Origin of the sequence: Synechococcus sp. CB0101 (genome assembly GCF_000179235.2) — a bacterium.
Classification (GTDB): domain Bacteria; phylum Cyanobacteriota; class Cyanobacteriia; order PCC-6307; family Cyanobiaceae; genus Vulcanococcus.
The window spans coordinates 1,392,028-1,408,600 of the sequence record NZ_CP039373.1 but is presented as its reverse complement, the minus strand read 5'-3'; the positions used below and the strand labels follow the sequence as shown (position 1 = coordinate 1,408,600).

The following is a 16,573-nucleotide window of genomic DNA, read 5'->3' as shown; positions in this document are numbered from 1 at the left end:
CCATCAGGGTATGGACGGCGGGCTCTTGTCGCAGCGCTGATGAGCATCAGCTTCAAACTCAGCCTAAGAGGTTTGCGTATGCGGTCAGTAGATGGTGCATGAAAGCGGTGCCGTTGATGCTGCCTAAACCGGTGGCAGCGTCAAATCCTGCGCCAGTGGCTGAGAGGCTGAGATCAAGTTCTCCATTTGGTCCGGTGCCATTCAGAGGATAAAGCGTGTAGCCAGGATCTGTCTCAAATACCGCCACATAGATCCCCTCCCAATCCTCAGGCGACTCAGGTGTTGAATAAACATTGGCGTTGTTGGAGCCGGCTGGAACATCAAAGAAAACTTGTTCTCGCGATGATGAGTTGTACAATTCGTAAAGCAGTGGATTAACAAAGCCAAGCTTGGCTTTGTCGCCGTGCTTCTGTCTTAGGTTCGAAGCTGTAATTGCCAGCAAGGCGGCAGTCAGCGGGGCCGCGGCGGATGTTCCTTTTGCTGCCATGATGCCATAGTCATCTCCGTCAAGGTATGCCATGAAATATCGCTGATCCTCAATGCTAGTCGAAGCATTTCCCCCTGAAAGCATGGAAATGTCTGGGTAGTTTCTCCAGGTATCGATCCACTCTCCTGTGAGATTGTCGCGTTGGTAGGTCGCTTCGTACAAGCCCGAAGATTTGTCCCAGCTCCCACTGGAGCCGAGGTCCTGAATCAGTCCTGATTTTGCATAGAAAAACTGGGTTTTTCCGGTTATAAAGTCTGCGGCTGAGAAATTTCCTGCAAAGGCGACAGGTTGATTTGGGGGCAGCGCAAATCTTGACTCCGTCAAAATCCCGTTCCAGGTGCTCTGGTCTTTTGCAGATGAAACAGATGCTGGATCGCTGGAATTGTTTGTTGCTGTAACAAATTCTCTGCTGAAAGCCGTCCCGCCCACGCTGAGTACTGCTGCGCTGCCGGTGCTTTGATCGGGTAGTGCTCTGCCAATGGCGGGTTTCAGCGGTCCGCTCAGTCCGCCAGTTGGGTTGGCTGTACCTCGGTCGCCAGCGGCGATCACGATCGGAATGCCACGAAGGACGGCATCCATGAACAATTCATCCAGTGCCTGTGATCCGTCGTTGTTTTCGCTTCCTAATTGTTTTGATGAGCTGATGACGTCAACGGCTTCGTCTCCCTTGAGATAAATCAAGGACGCATAACTTGCGTAGGTGTCGATGGCTGCACTTTGGGTTGATGCAACGATCTGTGCTCCTGGTGCGATGGATGTCAAAACGCTGACATCGAGCATTTGCTCGAGGCTGTACCCGCTGTCTGGGATCTCAGGATTCAATGACTGAATTTGTGGGACCTCATCTGGGTTTCGTCCCTGTAAAGTCATCAGCTCTCTAAATGCCGAGCTGTTCTGCCAGTTCAGCATGGCCTGATTGCCTCCAGTTCCGGTTAAGCCAATGCGGGCTCCTGTGCCGGCAAGATCATCGGTCAATCCGGGGAAATCGTAGGCTTTTGCAACCTCGCTAGGTAGAAAATAAGCTGCTTCAATCTGGCTAGTGTCGTCAATGCCGCTGTTCTTGTTGTGGTTGTCGGTCTGGTTTGATGCCTCGCGTATTGTGAAGCCTAAAATAGCGTCGGCAAAGTCTTTCGCTCCTTCGCCTTGGGCTTTCAGGAAAGATTTGGCTGTGCCTTCGCGGCTGATGTAGTCGAAACTCGATATGGAAGAGTTGAATTCCAGTTTACCGTTGGTGAAGGCTTTTAGAAATTTTTCTAATGTGATCTCGAAGCCCAGTGTACGCTGTTGTAGAGCTGTTGATGTGTCGATCTTTGTGGCGCCACTGCGTTTGAGGAACTCAACCACGGATTGAATGCTCTTTCTGTCTGCTCCATAAAGCTGATTCAGGTCTTTGTTGGATAGCTCGCTTGTGTAGGCCTGCAGTTCCTGGTAAGAGAGTCCGAGGAGTTTGTCGGTGTCGTAAAACTTGTCGAAGCTGTATTTGCCGCTTTTCTCAATGGCTTTGGCATCAACCTTGCGTCGATTCAGTACCAGGTCGACACTGAGGTTGAGGCCCTCGGTCTCTGCTCCTTTCCCTTTCTGGAGCTGCTTGTATTGCTTGGCAACCTCTGGCATGAGGTCGTCAAGTTGAAAGAATGTCTTCTGATCTGGGCGGACCCAGGGATTGGAATTGGGGATGCGAGCGCTTTGTTGTTTATGCGTCATCTATTGGGTTTGCTGAGCTATGGCTAGTATCAGATTGTGATGTCCGTATGGCAATGTGGCCCATGACAATCGATAAGGTTCATTGAAGCTCCAGTGAGCAGCAAGCTATTGCTCGTCGGGTGCTGTGACTGGCTTCGGCGTGTTGGCGGCAGGCCCATTGCACGCGGCGGTGGTGTGCCGGGCAGTGGTCAGCTGCTTCCCAGCAGCGCCTGTAGCCCGGCCTCATCCAGCACCGCCACCCCAAGGCTTTCGGCCTTGCTGAGTTTGCTGCCGGCTTCGTCGCCAGCCACCACGTAGCTGGTCTTTTTGCTCACTGAGCCGCTCACCTTGCCGCCGGCGGCTTCGATCAGGGCCTTGGCTTCGCTGCGGCTCATCGAGGGCAGGGTGCCGGTGAGCACAAACGTCTGGCCGTTGAGCTGGGCGCTGGCTGCACTGCGCTCCGCGGCGGCTGCCAGTTCTTCGTCACTGGTGGCGAGCGAAAAGCCCAGGCGTTCGAGTTGGCTCAGCAGCTCCTGGTTGGCCGCCGTGGCAAACCACTGCTGCAGGCTCTGGGCGATCTCGCCGCCGATGCCATACACGGCTGTGATCAGCTCGGGCGTGTCGGTGGCCGCGGTGGCCAGCTCCGCAGCGCTGGGGAAGGCGGAGGCCAGCGTTTTGGCATTCACTTCGCCCACGTGGTGGATCCCCAGGCCATAGAGCTGCCGGTTCCAGGGCTGGGCTTTGGAGGCGGCCAGGGCAGCTACCAGGTTGTCGGCGCTCTTGCTGCCCATGCGCTCCAGGCTGGCCAGCAGCGCTCCATCGAGCCGGTAGAGATCGGCGATTGAGCCCACCAGGCCACGGTCCACCAGCTGCTCGATCAATTTGCTGCCGAGCCCATCCACATCCAGGGCCCCCTTGCTCACCCAGTGGCGCAGGGCGCCGCGCAGGATCGCCGGGCAGCTGCTGTTCACGCAGCGGGTGGCGGCTTCACCCTCCTCACGCACCAGTTCCGAGCCGCATTCCGGGCAGGTGTGGGGGAGTTCGAGGCGCTGGGCACCGGCGGGCCGTAGCTCCGCCAGCACCCGCACCACCTCAGGGATGATCTCGCCGGCCTTGCGCACCACGATTGTGTCGCCGGCGTGCAGATCCAGCTCCACCAGGCGGTCGGCGTTGTGCAGGGTGGCGCGGCTCACGCTGGTTCCGGCTAGGGGCACGGGTTCAAATTCAGCGACCGGTGTCACGACCCCGGTGCGTCCCACCTGACACGCCAAGCGCAGCAGCTTGCTGGGGGCCTCTTCGGCGGGGTATTTGAGGGCGATGGCCCAGCGCGGCGCTTTCTGGGTGAAGCCGGCGGCATCCTGCAGCGCTAGGTCGTTGAGCTTCACCACCACGCCGTCGGTGGCGTAGTCGAGCTGGCGGCGGCCCGTGTCCCAGCGCTCGAAGAAAGCCTCCACCGCCGCCAGATCCGGCAGCAGTTCGGCGTTGGGGTTCACCTTGAAGCCGGCGGCCTTGAGCCACTGCAGCGACTCCCACTGGCTGGCCGGTCCTTGCGTGCCGGGCGGCAAGTGCAGCGTGTAGGCGAAGAAATCGAGCCGCCGGGCCGCTACCACCTTGGGATCGAGTTGGCGCAGGGTGCCGGCACAGGCGTTGCGGGGGTTGGCGAAGAGCGCTTCGCCCCGGCTCTCGCGCTCGGCATTGATGGCGGTGAAGGTGCCATCGGGGATGAATGCTTCGCCGCGCACCTCCAGCCACTCCGGTGGGTGCTCGAGCTGCAGGCGCAGGGGCACCGAGCCAATGGTGCGCACGTTGGCGGTGATCTCTTCGCCCTGCTCGCCGTCACCGCGGGTGGCGGCCCGCACCAGCACGCCGTGCTCGTAGCTGAGGGCCAGGGCGTTGCCGTCGATCTTCAGCTCGCCCACCATCGGCAGCGCGGCGGCGGGCTCGCGGTCGAGCACCTTCAGTAGGCGGGCGTACCAGGCCTCGAGCTCGCCTGTGTTGAAGGCGTTGTCGAGGCTGAGCAACCCGATGCGGTGCTGCACCGACTGGAACCCCTCAGCTGGTGCCCCTCCCACGCGCTGGGTGGGGCTATCTGGGGCGATCAGCTCCGGGTGGGCGGTTTCGAGATCGAGCAGCTCGCGGTAGAGCCGGTCGTAGACCGGATCCTCCATCTCAGGAGCATCGAGCACGTAGTAGGCATGAGCCGCGCGATTGAGCAGCTGCCTCAGTTCAGCGGCACGGGCGTGTGGTGCAGCCAGGGATTCGTCAGGGGCAGGGCTGCTCACGCTTCAACGGGTGCGGACCGGACGATCAGGCGGCGGCCTTCTGGATGCGGTCCACCTTCCAGTCTTCCTCCACCTTCACAAAGGTGAAATCGAGGGGCAGCTCATCGTTGTTCTCGGCCTTGAGCTTCACGGTGAGGGTGATCTGGTCTTCCTGGATGCGGGGACGACCCGACTTGAGGTTGCGGTATTTGTTGAGCTGCAACCCGGCCAGGAAGCGGATGAACTGCTGCCGGTTTACGTGGGAGCGGTAGTTCTTGGTGGTGAGCAGGTAGGCGGCATCCACCCGGCCTGAGGCCACCTGGGTGAAGAACTGCTTGATCACGGGGTTGATCCCGCGCGCGTTCAACACCAACTTGACGGCGTTGATCGTCCAGTAGAGGAGCAGGGTGCCGGCGCCGGCCAACAGGGCCTTGGTGCCGATCGATTGCACCAGTTGTCCGTCCATGGGCGCGCGGAGAGGGGTGGGGGTGATTCTGCAGGACCAGCCCCCTTGCAGCGCAGTGCGGGTTCCAGCACCGGGCTGGTGATCTCAGCCAGACTGCCGCCGTTGCAGCCAGCCCTGAGCGTGCCCCTCGTCCCGCTGCTGCCGCTGTTTCACCGCCTCAACCGCGAGCATTTCGCCGGCGAGCTGGCCGATGGCGATGGCCAGGCCCTGGTGGCGGTGCGCTGGAGCGATGGCCGCATGCGGCGTAGTGCCGGCCTCTATCGCTTTGGCCGTGACCGCCAGGGCCAGCCGATCAGCGAGATCGTGTTGTCGCGGCCGCTGCTGGAGCCCCTGCCCCAGGAGGCCACCCTCAGCACCCTCTGCCACGAAATGATCCACGCCTGGGTGCATCGGGTGGTGCGGGCGGATGAAGTGCATGGCCCCCACTTCCGAAGCCGGATGGCGGCGATCAATGCCTCACAGCAGGAGTTTGAAGTGAGTGTGCGCCACCGCTTTCCGGTGCCAAGCGAGCCGGCTCGCTGGATTGCCTCCTGCCCCAGCTGCGGTCTGGAATCCCCTTATCGCCGCCGCCGGCCCGGAGTGGCCTGTCGCTTGTGCTGCGAGCGATTTCACGGCGGGCGCTGGCATGCCAGCTGCCAGCTGGTGTTCACGCCGGCGGCCGCCTAGGTTGCGGCCCATGGGCACCGCGTTGTGGGCACTGCAGTGGAGCGGGCTGACCATCGCCTTGGTGGGCCTGGCCCGGGAGCGCTGGCTGCGGGCCAGGCGGCTGCAGCGCTGAGGCCCCGCTTCAGCGCCCTTAGCCTGAACGCATGGTGGATGCCTACGACAACTGGCGTGATGAACGCCCCGACGAGCGCTTTGAACGGCGTGGCCCGCGCCGATCGGAGCCAAGGCTCGAGCAGCGGCTTGATCAGTGGGTGTCGGCAGGCCGGCAGTTGGTGGATGGGGTGGCTGGGGCTCGGCCCGGCTCACGGCCGGCTGGCCGCGCCAGTGGCCTGAAGCTCGATCACCTCGGCCGCTGGGTGGAAGACAAGCTCGATTGGCTGCTGGAAGACGACGAGGGTTGGCGGGAATCCTGGGAGGGATCTGAACCCGCATCGCCCCAGCGGCGATTGACACGGCGTGAGCCGTTGCAGGCCATCTCGCGCCGCCGCCCCGCCCGCCAGACGGCGCCCGATGGCGATGAATGGCCAGAGGAGGAGAGCTTCAGCGTGAGCCGTTGGCAGCGCGGCAGTGCCGGGGCTGGGGCTTCAGCGGCAGAACCGGCACCGCCGCTTCAGAGTGGCCGCACGGTGCCGCGCTCTTCGCGTCGCCGATTCGACTGACGCCGGTGGCGCGCCTGGCCGCGTTCAGCCACTTGAAAGCTGCAGCCGATCTCGCGGAGTTCCGCGTTCACGGGTTCCACCAGTTCGCCGGGGAGGTCTTCGGCCATCTGGGCGGCGCTGGTGCTAATTGACGGTGATCCTTCCGTCAGGGCGCTGAGCAGCTGGGCCCATTGCTGCACCAGGGTGGTGCGCAGGATGGGCTGGAGGCCCGCTCGCTGAAACACGGCTTGGCAGTGGTTGCGATGCCACTGGGTGGGGCCATGGGCATGGGGCTGATGGCCGCGGATCGCACAACCGCTGCGCAGGGCGTGGCGGCTGGGCTGGCCGTTGGCATCGCGCAGACCGGCCTCGCTGAGCAGTCGGCCACAGTGCACGGCGGAAATCCCGTAGATGCGCCCCAGGTCGGTGAGGGAGAGCCACTGGGGTTCGGTTGCGGCCGCGGGGGGTGGCGCTTGGCTGCCGCGGATGAGATGAAGCATGGGTCCCTGGAGAGTGCCTTCATGCTGCTCGCAGCACATCCCCCCGCAAGGTGTCAAGTTCGTTCTGTAGCCACTCGTAGCCTTTGTTTGAAAACGTTATGAAGCTGTGTGTTGGGCTGGGCCCAGCCAGCGCTCCAGTGCCGGGGAGAACACTTCGCGAATCACGGTGAGTTCGCGGCCGCCGCGGAAAAAGCGGTAGTGGCGGCTCCAGTAGGGGCCCGGATGCCCAAATCCCTTCTCCAGCAAGGGAGCTGCCACCAACGCCAGCCCATCCACTTCGCGATAGAGCTCGGCCCGTTTGGCGGTGAGGCTGCGCCAGATCGGCTGGTTGCGCTCCTGCAGGTGGCGTTCCGCTTCGCTTTGGTTCCACCAGCTCTCCGCCCAGGCCAGGGTCTGGGTGCCGCAGCGCAGCCACACCTGGCGGCGCAGCAACGGCTGATCCAATTCGGCCACTTCCGGTGGCGCCTCCTGTTGGCAGTCGCTGTCTGCCTCCATGGCGATCACCTCCACATCCACGGCGATCCCCGTGAGCGACTGCAGGTGGCGGGTGGGGCTGCCATCGCCCAGCAGCAGCAGTCGCCAAGGGCCAGTGAGGGCGCTCTGATCGCCATCGGCTTCACCCCCGAGCCCAGCAGCCACGGCCTCGGGGGCTGCCTGCCAGAGCGGCAGGGGAGAGGGCCAGAGCTTCGTGGGGGGCATCGGCGCAGCGCTGAGGGCTCGCCGGCCCCCTAGAAACCACTGCTGATGCTGACGCGGCGACTAGCTCCACCGCGTTCGATGACGGCGCTGTCGCCGCTGGTGGATACCAGCTTCCAGCCGCTACTGCCGATCATCTCGCCCACCAGGGCATTGGTGGAACTGCCGCCCAACTGGAAGATGGCGGAGCCTGGTTTGCCGGGAATCTGCACCACCCCCAGGAGTTCGGGTGTTCCTGCTCCGGAGCTGGCGGGTGCCGCAGCACTTGCCGTGGCGGGAGGCGCTGGGGCCTGCAGGGTGCCATTCAGGGGAACTTGCAGCGGTGGAGCACCGGCCGGGGCGCTGCCCTCCAGTTGCCCCAGCTCTTCGATCCAGGGCTCGCTGGGTGGTGGTGGCGGGAGCCCATCGCTGGCGGGATTCGTTGCCGTGGCCTGGGGCGTTGACGGCGCGCTCTCGAGGCTGCGGATCCCCTCCAGCAAGCGCAGATTGCGCTCCTGGCGCAGGTCGTTACGGGCTTCGCTCCAGCCATGCCAGAGACCCATGCCTCCCAGCAATCCGAAGCCGGCCAAGGCGGTCGCCGCCAGCTGCCAGGGCTGAAGCCGCCGCCACGGCCAGCGCCAGCGCGCTTCGCGCACCTTCACCTCGATCGGTTCTGCTTCGGCTGGTGGTGGCTGGTGGGCGGCTGGTGTTGGTGAGTGGTGGAGCGGAGCCGGGCTGGTGCGGCCGGCGTTCTCAAACACCCGATCCATCACCTGCTCGGCCTTGAGCTCCCAGTAGGCCCGTGAGGTGTTGCTAGGACGGGACGCGCTCAAGGCTTGGGATTCAACCTGTACAAGCAGTTGGGAATCGCTGCGTCAGGGCGGTGCGACGCGTCGAGCTGTGAACCGCACCTTATCGATCCTGACCGCTGTTGACGAGCTTCTGGCGCCGGCTCTCGAGCTCCAGCCAGAGCATCAGCGCGGTGACATCTGCCGGGCTTACCCCCGGCACCCGCGAGGCCTGGCCGAGATTCAGGGGCTGTACGGCCGCCAGCTTCTCGCGGGCTTCCCGCGACAGGGTGCTGATGGAGGCGTAGTCGATCCCATCAGGAATGGCTTTGTGTTCCTGCTTCTTCACCTGATCGATCTGTTGCTGCTGGCGGGCCAGGTAGCCGCTGTATTTGATGTCGATCTCAGCGCCTTCGCGCACGTCGAGGGGGAGGTCGGCGTCGGCCAATCCATGGCGCACTAGGTCGTCGCTGCGGAAGCCGGGGCGGCGCAGCAAATCCGCGAGGGTGATCGAGCCTTTGATGGCGGCGCCGGTCTGCTCCACCACGGCAGTGGCCGCTGGATCACTCACCTTCAGCCGCACCGTCTCCAGGCGTTGGGTTTCGGCGGCGATGGCGTCTTGTTTGCGGGTGTAGGTCTCCCAGCGGCGATCGTCGATCAGGCCGAGCTCACGGCCCAGGGGGGTGAGGCGCCGGTCGGCGTTGTCGCCCCGCAGCACCAGCCGGTATTCACTGCGGCTGGTGAGCACCCGGTAGGGCTCCCGGAGGTCTTTGGTGATCAGGTCGTCGATCATCGTGCCGATGTAGCTGCCTTCCCTCGGGAAGTGCGTCGGCGTTTCACCCCGCAGTTGGCGCACGGCGTTGAGGCCGGCCACCAGACCCTGGGCCGCGGCTTCCTCGTAGCCGGTGGTGCCGTTGAGCTGGCCAGCGGAATAGAGACCCTGCACCCGCTTGGTTTCCAAGGAGGGCTTGAGCTGGGTGGCGGGCAGATAGTCGTAATCCACGGCATAGGCGGGCCGCAGCATCACGCACTGCTCCAGGCCTGGAAGTGTGCGCAGCAGCTCCAGCTGCAACCGCTCCGGCAGGCCAGTGGAGAACCCCTGCACATAGATCTCGGGGGTGTCGCGCCCTTCCGGCTCCAGGAAGATTTGGTGCGACTCCTTGTCGACGAAGCGCACGATCTTGTCTTCGATCGAGGGGCAATAGCGGGGGCCCTTGCTGTCGATGAAGCCGCCGTAGATCGGTGTGAGGTGCAGGTTGTCGCGAATCAGCTGATGGGTTGCGGCCGTGGTGCGGGTGATGTGGCAGCTCATCGGCTCGCCGCTCACCCAGCTGGCCGGATCAAAGGAGAAGTAGCGCTCGTGGGCGTCGCTGGGTTGCTCCTCGAGTTGGTCGAGGGCGATGCTGCGCCGGTCGACCCGGGCGGGGGTGCCGGTTTTGAGCCGACCCATCTGGAAGCCCAGCGCTTCGAGGGCTTCGGTGAGGCCTTCGGCGGCTTGCTCTCCGGCACGGCCGGCACTCATCGATTGATTGCCCACCCAGATCTGCCCGCCCAGGAAGGTGCCGGCGGTGAGCACCACGGCGCCGGCGCTGTAGGTGCTGCCGAAGTAGGTGCGCACTCCGGTGATGCGTGCGTCTTCGCCCGGGGTCCCCTCCACCTCGAGGCCCGTCACCATGGCCTCACGTAGGGCCAGGTTGGGGGTGTGCTGCAGCAGCTGCAGCATCTGGCGGGCGTATTGGCGTTTGTCGGTTTGGGCGCGCAGGGCCCAGACGGCCGGGCCGCGGCTCGCGTTGAGGATGCGTTTCTGCAGGGCGGTGGCATCGGCGAGGCGGCCGATCACGCCGCCGAGGGCATCCACCTCATGCACCAGCTGGCTTTTGGCTGGCCCGCCCACCGCCGGGTTGCAGGGCTGCCAGGCGATGCGATCCAGATTGAGCGAAAACAGCGCCGTGGAGCAGCCCAGCCGCGCCGCCGTGATCGCTGCTTCACAGCCGGCGTGACCGCCCCCCACGACGATCACGTCGAAGTGTTCGGTGGGCGGGGTGCTGAAGGCCATGGGCTGACGCTAGGGCGCGGCCAGGTTGCGGAAACGGGTGAATTGGGGCTCAAACAGCAACTTCACCGTGCCCACCGGGCCGTTGCGGTGCTTGGTCACGATGATTTCGGTGATGCCGCGATCGGGGGTATCGGGGTTGTAGTACTCGTCGCGGTAGATCATCAGCACCAGGTCGGCGTCCTGCTCGATCGAGCCCGATTCGCGCAGGTCGGAAAGCATCGGGCGTTTGTTGGTGCGGGCCTCCACGCCGCGGCTGAGCTGGGAGAGGGCAATCACCGGCACGTTGAGTTCGCGCGCCATCTGCTTGAGGCCTCGGGTGATGCGCGAGAGCTCCTGCACGCGGTTATCGGAGCCGCTGCCTTCCATCAGCTGCAGGTAGTCGATCACCACCAGCCCCAATTCCTTGCCGGATTCGGCCATCAGGCGCCGGCAGAGCGAGCGCATCTCGAGCACACCGGCGTTGGGTTTGTCGTCGATGTAGATCGGCATCTGGCCGAGGGTGCTGATGCCCTGGCCCAGCAGCGGCCACTCCTCCGGTTGCAGCCGGCCCGTGCGCAGGCGGCCGCTTTCGATCCCCACCTCCATCGCCAGCAGGCGATAGGTGAGCTGCTCTTTGCTCATCTCGAGCGAGAACACGCACACCGGCAGGTTGTGCAGCTGGGCCACGTTCTTGGCCAGGTTGAGCGTGATCGCGGTTTTACCCATGGCAGGGCGGCCGGCAATGATGATCAGGTCGCTGCGCTGCAGCCCCTGGGTCATTGCATCGAGGTCGTAGAAGTTCACCGGGATGCCGGCCACGGCCGTGCCTAACGAGCGGCTCTCGATCTCGTTGAAGGTGGCAGTGAGGATTTCAGCGGTGGGGGTGAGGCCGGTGCTGGGTTTCTCCTGGCTGATGGCGAAGATCTTCTGCTCCGCCTCATCGAGCACCTGCTCCATCGGCTTGCCCTGATCGAAGCCGAGCTGGATCACCTCGTTGCCCGAGCGGATCAGCTGGCGGCGCAGGAACTTGTCCATCACCAGGCGGGCCACCTGGTCGATTGAGGCGGTGGAGAGGGTGCGCTCCACCAGTTCCACCAGCCGGCCGCTGCCGCCCACCTTCTCTAGGGCGCCGGTATCCGCCAGCCAGGCGGTCATGGCCGTGAGGTCGGTGGGTTTGCCCTGGCCGTGCAGCATCAGGGCGGTGCGATAGATCTCGCGGTGGGCCGTGAGATAGAAGGCCTCGGGCTGCAGCACATCCGCCACCCGGCCGATGGCGTCGGGATCCAGCAGGATGCCGCCCAATACGGCCTCTTCCGCCTCGAGGTTCTGCGGCGGTACGCCATCGGGCATCGCCTCAAAGCTGGCCTCATCGCGGGGCCTGCCGCGGGAGCCTGGTCGGCGGCCCTGGCCCTCCTCAGGGTCGAGGTTGCTGAGGGGAACGCTCACCATGGCCGGGTCGCTGCCTGAAGAACAAAAAACCGCCAGACCCTGCAGGGCCTGACGGCGAAGGGGATGGTCATTCTCCCGCGGGCGCCGCGGGAGGCAACGCCTGGCTGGAGAAGCCCGATCAGTGGCTGACCACTTCCAGGTTGATTTCAGCGGTCACTTCGCTGTGCAGCTTCACCTGCACCTTGTAGGTGCCGGTGCGGTGGATTTCGGGAACGATGATGTCGCGGCGATCCACTTCCTTCTTGGTGGCGGCTTCGATGGCCTCGGCCACGTCGCCGTTGGTCACGGTGCCGAATAGCACGTCGTCACCACCGGTTTGCTTCTTCACGGTGAAGCGACCGATGGTGTCGAGGGCGGTGCGGAAGGCCACGGCTTCAGCCTTGAGGGCGGCTTGACGCTCAGCTTCCTTGGCGCGGCGGTGCTCCACCTGGCGCATCACCGCGGGGGTGACGGGCACAGCCTTGCCCTGGGGCAGCAGGAAGTTGCGGGCGTAACCGGGCGCCACTTCAACCAGATCGCCGTCCTTACCCAGGCTGAGGACGTCCTCGCTGAGGACCACAGAAACGCGCTTGGCCATGGGATCTACGAACTAACGATCAACGGATGGGCGACTTAGGAGCCTACGCCACGGGTGCCTGAGCCGATTCCCGGAGCGGCGCCGGCAGACGCACCTGGGTTGCCAGACCCAGGCGTTGCATCAGCTGAATGTGCATCCAGGTGAGGTCGGGCTCGCGGCGGCCCCAGCCGTGGCGAGCGGAATGGGGATAGGCGTGGTGCGTGTTGTGCCAGCCCTCGCCGAAGGTCACGGCGGCCACCCAGGGATTGTTGCGGGAGCCATCACCGCTGTCGTGGAGCACATAGCCCCAGCGGTGGGTGGCGGAGTTCACCAGCCAGGTGGCGTGATACACGAGCACCAGGCGCAGGGGAATGCCCCAGAGCACTAGGGCCCAGCCGCCAGCACCTGTTGCCGTGCCGATCCAGAACAGCAGACCGGCCAGGGGCAGCTGCAGCAGCAGGAAGTTGTTGTTCAGCCAGCGGTAGTAGGGATCGGCGGCCAGATCGCCGGTGAGGCGAGGCACGGCGCCCATGGCTGGGATCGACTTGAACATCCAGCCCATGTGGCTCCACCAGAAGCCGCGATGGCTGTTGTGGTGATCCGGTTCCGTATCGGAAAACTTGTGGTGGTGGCGGTGCAGGCCCACCCAGTCGATCGGGCCGTGCTGGCAGCTGAGGGCGCCGCAGGTGGCGAAAAAGCGCTCAAGCCATTGAGGCACGCGAAAGGCGCGGTGGCTGAGGAGGCGGTGGTAGCCGATGGTGACGCCCAGACAGGCGGTGAGCCAATAGAGCACCACCAGCGTGGCCACCGCTGTGAGGCTCCAGAACTGGGGCAGCAGGGCCACCGCGGCCAGCACGTGGAGGGCTGCCATGAAGCCGATCACAGCCCAGTTGCGCCCCTCGGATGGGGTAGCCACTGGAGCCGTGCCGTGTTGCGCGCCGTGCGGCCGGTGCAAATGCTGCACGCTGGCGCGGCTGGTGATGGTGGCCGTCATGGGCCCTCCGCTTGTGTCCGATAAAATGGTAGCAGTACGGATCCGTATCAGATGGATTATCGAACCGAGCTCGAAGCGGGTCGTGATGCGTTCGGCCATCTGATCAAGGTGTGGCATGAGCGCAACGCTTGGAGTCAGCGGGTGTTGCCGGCCTTGGCGGATGCGCTCGATCTCGGCCGGGTGCACAACTCGCAGCTCTCCAACCTGCGCAACCGCAAGCTCGCTTCCCCGGGGCCGGAGCTGTTCGTGGCCCTGGGGCGGATCAATCAGCTGTTGGCCCAGGGTGGAGGCACAGCTGGCCTGTCGGCTGATCTCGCCGAGCAGCTGGCTGATCAGCCCGAATTGCTTGCAGCCCTCCAGGCTTCAGCGCTCCCGTTGTTGGCCGACGACGGCTCAGCCTTGGGGCCAGCCCAGCTGTTCGAGATTTTCGTGGGCCTGCGTCCGCTGCCGGGCGCGTTTGATCTGCGCATCCAGGCATCGGAGGCGGCTGGTTTGAGTGCGGCGCTCGCGGAGTTGTTCACGGCGGGGCGGCCCTGGCGCCTTTGCCGGGAGCAGGTGCTGGCCGCCTATCCGGCTGAGAAGCGACAGCGGCGTGAGCGCTTCGCTGAGGTGATGGCTGGTCAGCGGGATTACAGCGCCGAGGAGCTTGATGCCGAACTCGGCGATCTGCGCCTCACCTTGGCGGCGATGGGGGCGGCGGCTGAGGAGGAGCTGAGCGCGGATCAGTTTCTGGAGCTGCTGCGCCAAAAAGCCCGGCTGCTGCTGCAGCAGGGCTCGGGTGATCAGGCTTTGGATCTGGGGGAGGCGATCCGCCGTGAGCTTCAGGCGGGGTAGCGCGCCTCGCGGATGCGCTTCGCCCAGCCCAACTTGCGCATCAATTTGATGTGCTGCCAGGTGATGTCGAACTCAAACCAGCGCAGGCCGTGGCGGGCGCTGGAGGGGTGGGCGTGGTGGTTGTTGTGCCAGCCCTCGCCGAAACTCAGGATCGCCACCCACCAGCAGTTGCGCGAGAGGTCGGGGCAGTCGAAGTTGCGGTAGCCGAAGGCGTGGGTGGCGGAGTTCACCAGCCAGGTCACGTGATACACGAGCACCAGGCGCAGGGGGATGGCCCAGAGCACCAGGCCCAGGCCGCCGCCATGCACTTGAGCTGCGTTGCCGTACCAATAAAGGGCCGCGCCCAGGGGGATCTGCAGGAGCAGGAACCAGCGATCCAGCCAGCGGTAGAAGGGGTCTTGGAGCATGTCGCCGGTGAAGCGGTGCAGCTCCTTGATGGCGGGGATGTCGTGAAGCATCCACTCGCTATGGGCCCACCACAGGCCGCGGGCGGCGTCGTGGTGGTCGTTGGGCTGGTCGGAGAACTTGTGGTGGTGGCGGTGCAGGCCCACCCATTCGATCGGGCCGCTCTGGCAGGCCAGGGTGCCCATCAGCACCAGCACGCGCTCCACCCATTTGGGGGCCACGAAGCTGCGGTGGGCCACGAGGCGGTGCAGGCCGAGGGTGACCCCGAGCACCGTGGTCCAGTAGAGGACCGCCAACACGGCCACGCCTTGCCAGCTCCAGTACTGGGGCAGCAGGGCGAATACGGCGCCCACGTGGATCGCCAGCATGAAGCCGGTGGTGCCGAGCTTGTATTTCTTTTGGCTGCGAGGCAGTGGTGCACGGGGCACCACCAGGGCGGCCCGCATCCGGGCTTCCTGGGCTTCGCTGTAGCTGCCTGACCCACCCTCCAGGTCAACGCTGACGCGCTGGGTGCGTGCCGCGGAAGCGGCATCTTGGGCAATAACCAAAGTGAACTCCTAGAGGATGCGCAGGCTCCGGTTCGCTTGTGGGTCCCGTGGGGACCAACGCACCACTGGCCTGGGGTGGTTGCCCGCAGCAAGACGCTGTAGCCAACACACCAATCCGAAAAAATCTAGACGGATGATCGACCGGCACGCGGCCTGCAGCATGGGGTTGTGTTGTTGTTCGCCATGAGCGCACTCCATGAGGCCTGGGTGGCCGATCAGCTGGCTGCGGCCCTGGAGCGCACCGCGCCGGTGGCTCAGCAGCGCCGCGCCGGTGTGAAGCCTCGGCTGGAGCGGGTGCTGGAGGCCTTTCGGACCGAGCGCTTGGGGGTGCACCACTTCGCCTCGGTGAGTGGCTACGGCCATGGCGATCTGGGCCGGGAGGTGCTGGATCGGGTCTTCGCCCGGGTGCTGCAGGCCGAAGCCGCCGCCGTGCGGCTGCAGTTTGTGAGTGGCACCCATGCCATTGCCGCCGCGTTGTATGGCGTGCTGCGCCCCGGCGATCGCTTGCTGGCGCTCACGGGCCGCCCCTACGACACCCTCGAGGAGGTGATTGGCATCCGCGGCGAGGGCCAGGGATCCCTGGCCGAATTCGGCATCGCCTACGACGAGCTCGATCTGCTGTCCGATGGCTCGGTCAACGAAGCCGGCATCGCCGAGGCGCTGGCGTTGCCCACACGCATGGTGCTGATTCAACGCAGCTGCGGCTACAGCTGGCGCCCTTCGCTCACGGTGGGGCAGATCGGCCGATTGGTGGAGCAGGTGAAGGCGATTCAGCCCGGCTGCCTGGTGTTTGTCGACAACTGCTACGGCGAACTGGTGGAGCTGCAGGAGCCCACGGCGGTGGGCGCCGATCTGATGGCGGGATCCCTGATCAAAAACCTGGGCGGCACGATCGCGCCCACAGGCGGCTATGTGGCCGGCCGCGCTGAGCTGGTGGAGCAGGCCTGCTGCCGGCTCACGGCGCCGGGCATCGGTAGTGAGGGTGGTACGGGTTTTGACCTGCACCGGCTGCTGTTCCAGGGCTTGTTCCTGGCGCCGCAGATGATCACGGAAGCCCTGCTCTGCGCCGAGCTCACCGCCGCCGTGTTTGAGGGCTTGGGCTATGCCGTGAAGCCGCTGGTGGGCGGTGTGCGTAGCGACGTGATTCAGGCGGTGCGTTTCGGCTCGCCCGAGCCGCTCAAGGCGGTGTGCCGGGCGTTCCAGGCCTGTTCACCAGTGGGCAGTTATCTCGATCCGGTGCCTGCGCCGATGCCCGGTTATGCCAGCGAACTGGTGATGGCCGGCGGCACGTTCATCGACGGCAGCACCAGTGAGTTCTCCGCCGATGGTCCCTTACGCGAGCCCTACGTGCTCTACGCCCAGGGCGGCACCACGGCCGCCCACGCGGAGCTGGCCCTGGAGCGCGCGTTGCTGGCCCTGGCGGAAGGAGGCTGGTGCGGGCCGCACCCGCAGTAAGTCCAAGCGGGCCACAACCGCGGGACACCTTCCTTTTGTACATCCCGTACAGAATTCGTTTCTCGGGGGTTTCCGGCGGCGCGCGTGTGTTCCCGCTCCGGATTTCCGACAGACTGCAGCGCAGCAACCGCTC

General features: G+C 64.8%; 15 protein-coding genes. 4 read left to right on the top strand and 11 right to left on the bottom strand.

Translation table 11 applies throughout. From position 1 onward, the window contains the following. Positions 1–58 precede the first annotated feature (58 nt). From CB0101_RS07605 to CB0101_RS07595, 3 genes are all read right to left on the bottom strand, one after another. Positions 59–2,191, bottom strand: a complete 2,133-nt coding sequence (locus CB0101_RS07605) for a S8 family serine peptidase (protein WP_029552819.1) — start codon at positions 2,189–2,191, stop codon at positions 59–61. A gap of 188 nt (positions 2,192–2,379) precedes the next feature. After that, positions 2,380–4,425 (bottom strand): NAD-dependent DNA ligase LigA, encoded by a 2,046-nt coding sequence (gene ligA, locus CB0101_RS07600; protein ID WP_029552818.1) that lies wholly within the window; start codon positions 4,423–4,425, stop codon positions 2,380–2,382. Between the two features lie 52 nt (positions 4,426–4,477). Next, a complete protein-coding gene (locus tag CB0101_RS07595; protein WP_010305659.1) occupies positions 4,478–4,897 on the bottom strand; it encodes a membrane protein in 420 nt (139 codons plus the stop codon). 120 nt (positions 4,898–5,017) lie between these two features. Here CB0101_RS07595 and CB0101_RS07590 point away from each other — a divergent pair, with 120 nt between their 5' ends. Both CB0101_RS07590 and CB0101_RS07585 read left to right on the top strand, forming a co-directional pair. Next, entirely contained in the window at positions 5,018–5,563 is a 546-nt protein-coding gene (locus CB0101_RS07590; RefSeq protein ID WP_029552817.1) for a SprT family zinc-dependent metalloprotease, read from the top strand. Between the two features lie 143 nt (positions 5,564–5,706). Then, the gene (locus tag CB0101_RS07585) at positions 5,707–6,222 is read left to right on the top strand and encodes a hypothetical protein (RefSeq protein ID WP_010305649.1); all 516 of its coding nucleotides are present in this window, start codon (positions 5,707–5,709) and stop codon (positions 6,220–6,222) included. On the opposite strand, the gene CB0101_RS07580 is transcribed toward CB0101_RS07585, so the two are convergent. The 7 genes from CB0101_RS07580 to CB0101_RS07550 form a co-directional block, all read right to left on the bottom strand. Next, positions 6,174–6,701: a hypothetical protein gene (locus tag CB0101_RS07580; protein ID WP_083798525.1), complete on the bottom strand. Its 528-nt coding sequence runs from the start codon at positions 6,699–6,701 to the stop codon at positions 6,174–6,176. The two genes, CB0101_RS07585 and CB0101_RS07580, sit on opposite strands and share 49 nt — an antisense overlap. A gap of 96 nt (positions 6,702–6,797) precedes the next feature. Then, positions 6,798–7,400: a chorismate lyase gene (locus tag CB0101_RS07575; protein ID WP_010305644.1), complete on the bottom strand. Its 603-nt coding sequence runs from the start codon at positions 7,398–7,400 to the stop codon at positions 6,798–6,800. A gap of 29 nt (positions 7,401–7,429) precedes the next feature. Then, the gene (locus CB0101_RS07570; RefSeq protein ID WP_010305641.1) at positions 7,430–8,209 is read right to left on the bottom strand and encodes a hypothetical protein; all 780 of its coding nucleotides are present in this window, start codon (positions 8,207–8,209) and stop codon (positions 7,430–7,432) included. Between the two features lie 79 nt (positions 8,210–8,288). After that, positions 8,289–10,220 (bottom strand): tRNA uridine-5-carboxymethylaminomethyl(34) synthesis enzyme MnmG, encoded by a 1,932-nt coding sequence (gene mnmG, locus CB0101_RS07565; RefSeq protein ID WP_010305639.1) that lies wholly within the window; start codon positions 10,218–10,220, stop codon positions 8,289–8,291. A gap of 9 nt (positions 10,221–10,229) precedes the next feature. Beyond that, a complete protein-coding gene (gene dnaB / locus CB0101_RS07560; protein ID WP_010305635.1) occupies positions 10,230–11,648 on the bottom strand; it encodes a replicative DNA helicase in 1,419 nt (472 codons plus the stop codon). Between the two features lie 118 nt (positions 11,649–11,766). Further along, entirely contained in the window at positions 11,767–12,225 is a 459-nt protein-coding gene (gene rplI, locus CB0101_RS07555; protein WP_010305632.1) for a 50S ribosomal protein L9, read from the bottom strand. A gap of 43 nt (positions 12,226–12,268) precedes the next feature. Beyond that, the gene (locus CB0101_RS07550) at positions 12,269–13,198 is read right to left on the bottom strand and encodes a fatty acid desaturase (protein ID WP_010305628.1); all 930 of its coding nucleotides are present in this window, start codon (positions 13,196–13,198) and stop codon (positions 12,269–12,271) included. Between the two features lie 51 nt (positions 13,199–13,249). On the opposite strand from CB0101_RS07550, the gene CB0101_RS07545 reads away from it, so the two are divergent. After that, on the top strand, positions 13,250–14,032 hold the full coding sequence (locus tag CB0101_RS07545) for a hypothetical protein (RefSeq protein ID WP_010305624.1): 783 nt from the start codon (positions 13,250–13,252) through the stop codon (positions 14,030–14,032). Here the strand turns inward: CB0101_RS07545 and CB0101_RS07540 are convergent. Next, the gene (locus CB0101_RS07540; protein ID WP_050778749.1) at positions 14,020–14,883 is read right to left on the bottom strand and encodes a fatty acid desaturase; all 864 of its coding nucleotides are present in this window, start codon (positions 14,881–14,883) and stop codon (positions 14,020–14,022) included. The genes CB0101_RS07545 and CB0101_RS07540 overlap by 13 nt on opposite strands. Before the next feature lie 285 nt (positions 14,884–15,168). Between CB0101_RS07540 and CB0101_RS07535 the strand changes: the two genes are divergently transcribed. Beyond that, positions 15,169–16,440: a methionine gamma-lyase family protein gene (locus CB0101_RS07535; protein WP_043717190.1), complete on the top strand. Its 1,272-nt coding sequence runs from the start codon at positions 15,169–15,171 to the stop codon at positions 16,438–16,440. The last annotated feature ends 133 nt before the right edge of the window (positions 16,441–16,573 follow it).

Coding starts and splice junctions, on each gene's coding strand:
- CB0101_RS07605 (WP_029552819.1), bottom strand. CDS start 2,191: ATGACGCATAAACAACAAAGCGCTCGCATCCCCAATTCCAATCCCTGG.
- CB0101_RS07595 (WP_010305659.1), bottom strand. CDS start 4,897: ATGGACGGACAACTGGTGCAATCGATCGGCACCAAGGCCCTGTTGGCC.
- CB0101_RS07585 (WP_010305649.1), top strand. CDS start 5,707: ATGGTGGATGCCTACGACAACTGGCGTGATGAACGCCCCGACGAGCGC.
- CB0101_RS07580 (WP_083798525.1), bottom strand. CDS start 6,701: ATGCTTCATCTCATCCGCGGCAGCCAAGCGCCACCCCCCGCGGCCGCA.
- CB0101_RS07575 (WP_010305644.1), bottom strand. CDS start 7,400: ATGCCCCCCACGAAGCTCTGGCCCTCTCCCCTGCCGCTCTGGCAGGCA.
- mnmG (WP_010305639.1), bottom strand. CDS start 10,220: ATGGCCTTCAGCACCCCGCCCACCGAACACTTCGACGTGATCGTCGTG.
- dnaB (WP_010305635.1), bottom strand. CDS start 11,648: ATGGTGAGCGTTCCCCTCAGCAACCTCGACCCTGAGGAGGGCCAGGGC.
- rplI (WP_010305632.1), bottom strand. CDS start 12,225: ATGGCCAAGCGCGTTTCTGTGGTCCTCAGCGAGGACGTCCTCAGCCTG.
- CB0101_RS07550 (WP_010305628.1), bottom strand. CDS start 13,198: ATGACGGCCACCATCACCAGCCGCGCCAGCGTGCAGCATTTGCACCGG.
- CB0101_RS07545 (WP_010305624.1), top strand. CDS start 13,250: ATGGATTATCGAACCGAGCTCGAAGCGGGTCGTGATGCGTTCGGCCAT.
- CB0101_RS07540 (WP_050778749.1), bottom strand. CDS start 14,883: ATGCGGGCCGCCCTGGTGGTGCCCCGTGCACCACTGCCTCGCAGCCAA.
- CB0101_RS07535 (WP_043717190.1), top strand. CDS start 15,169: ATGAGCGCACTCCATGAGGCCTGGGTGGCCGATCAGCTGGCTGCGGCC.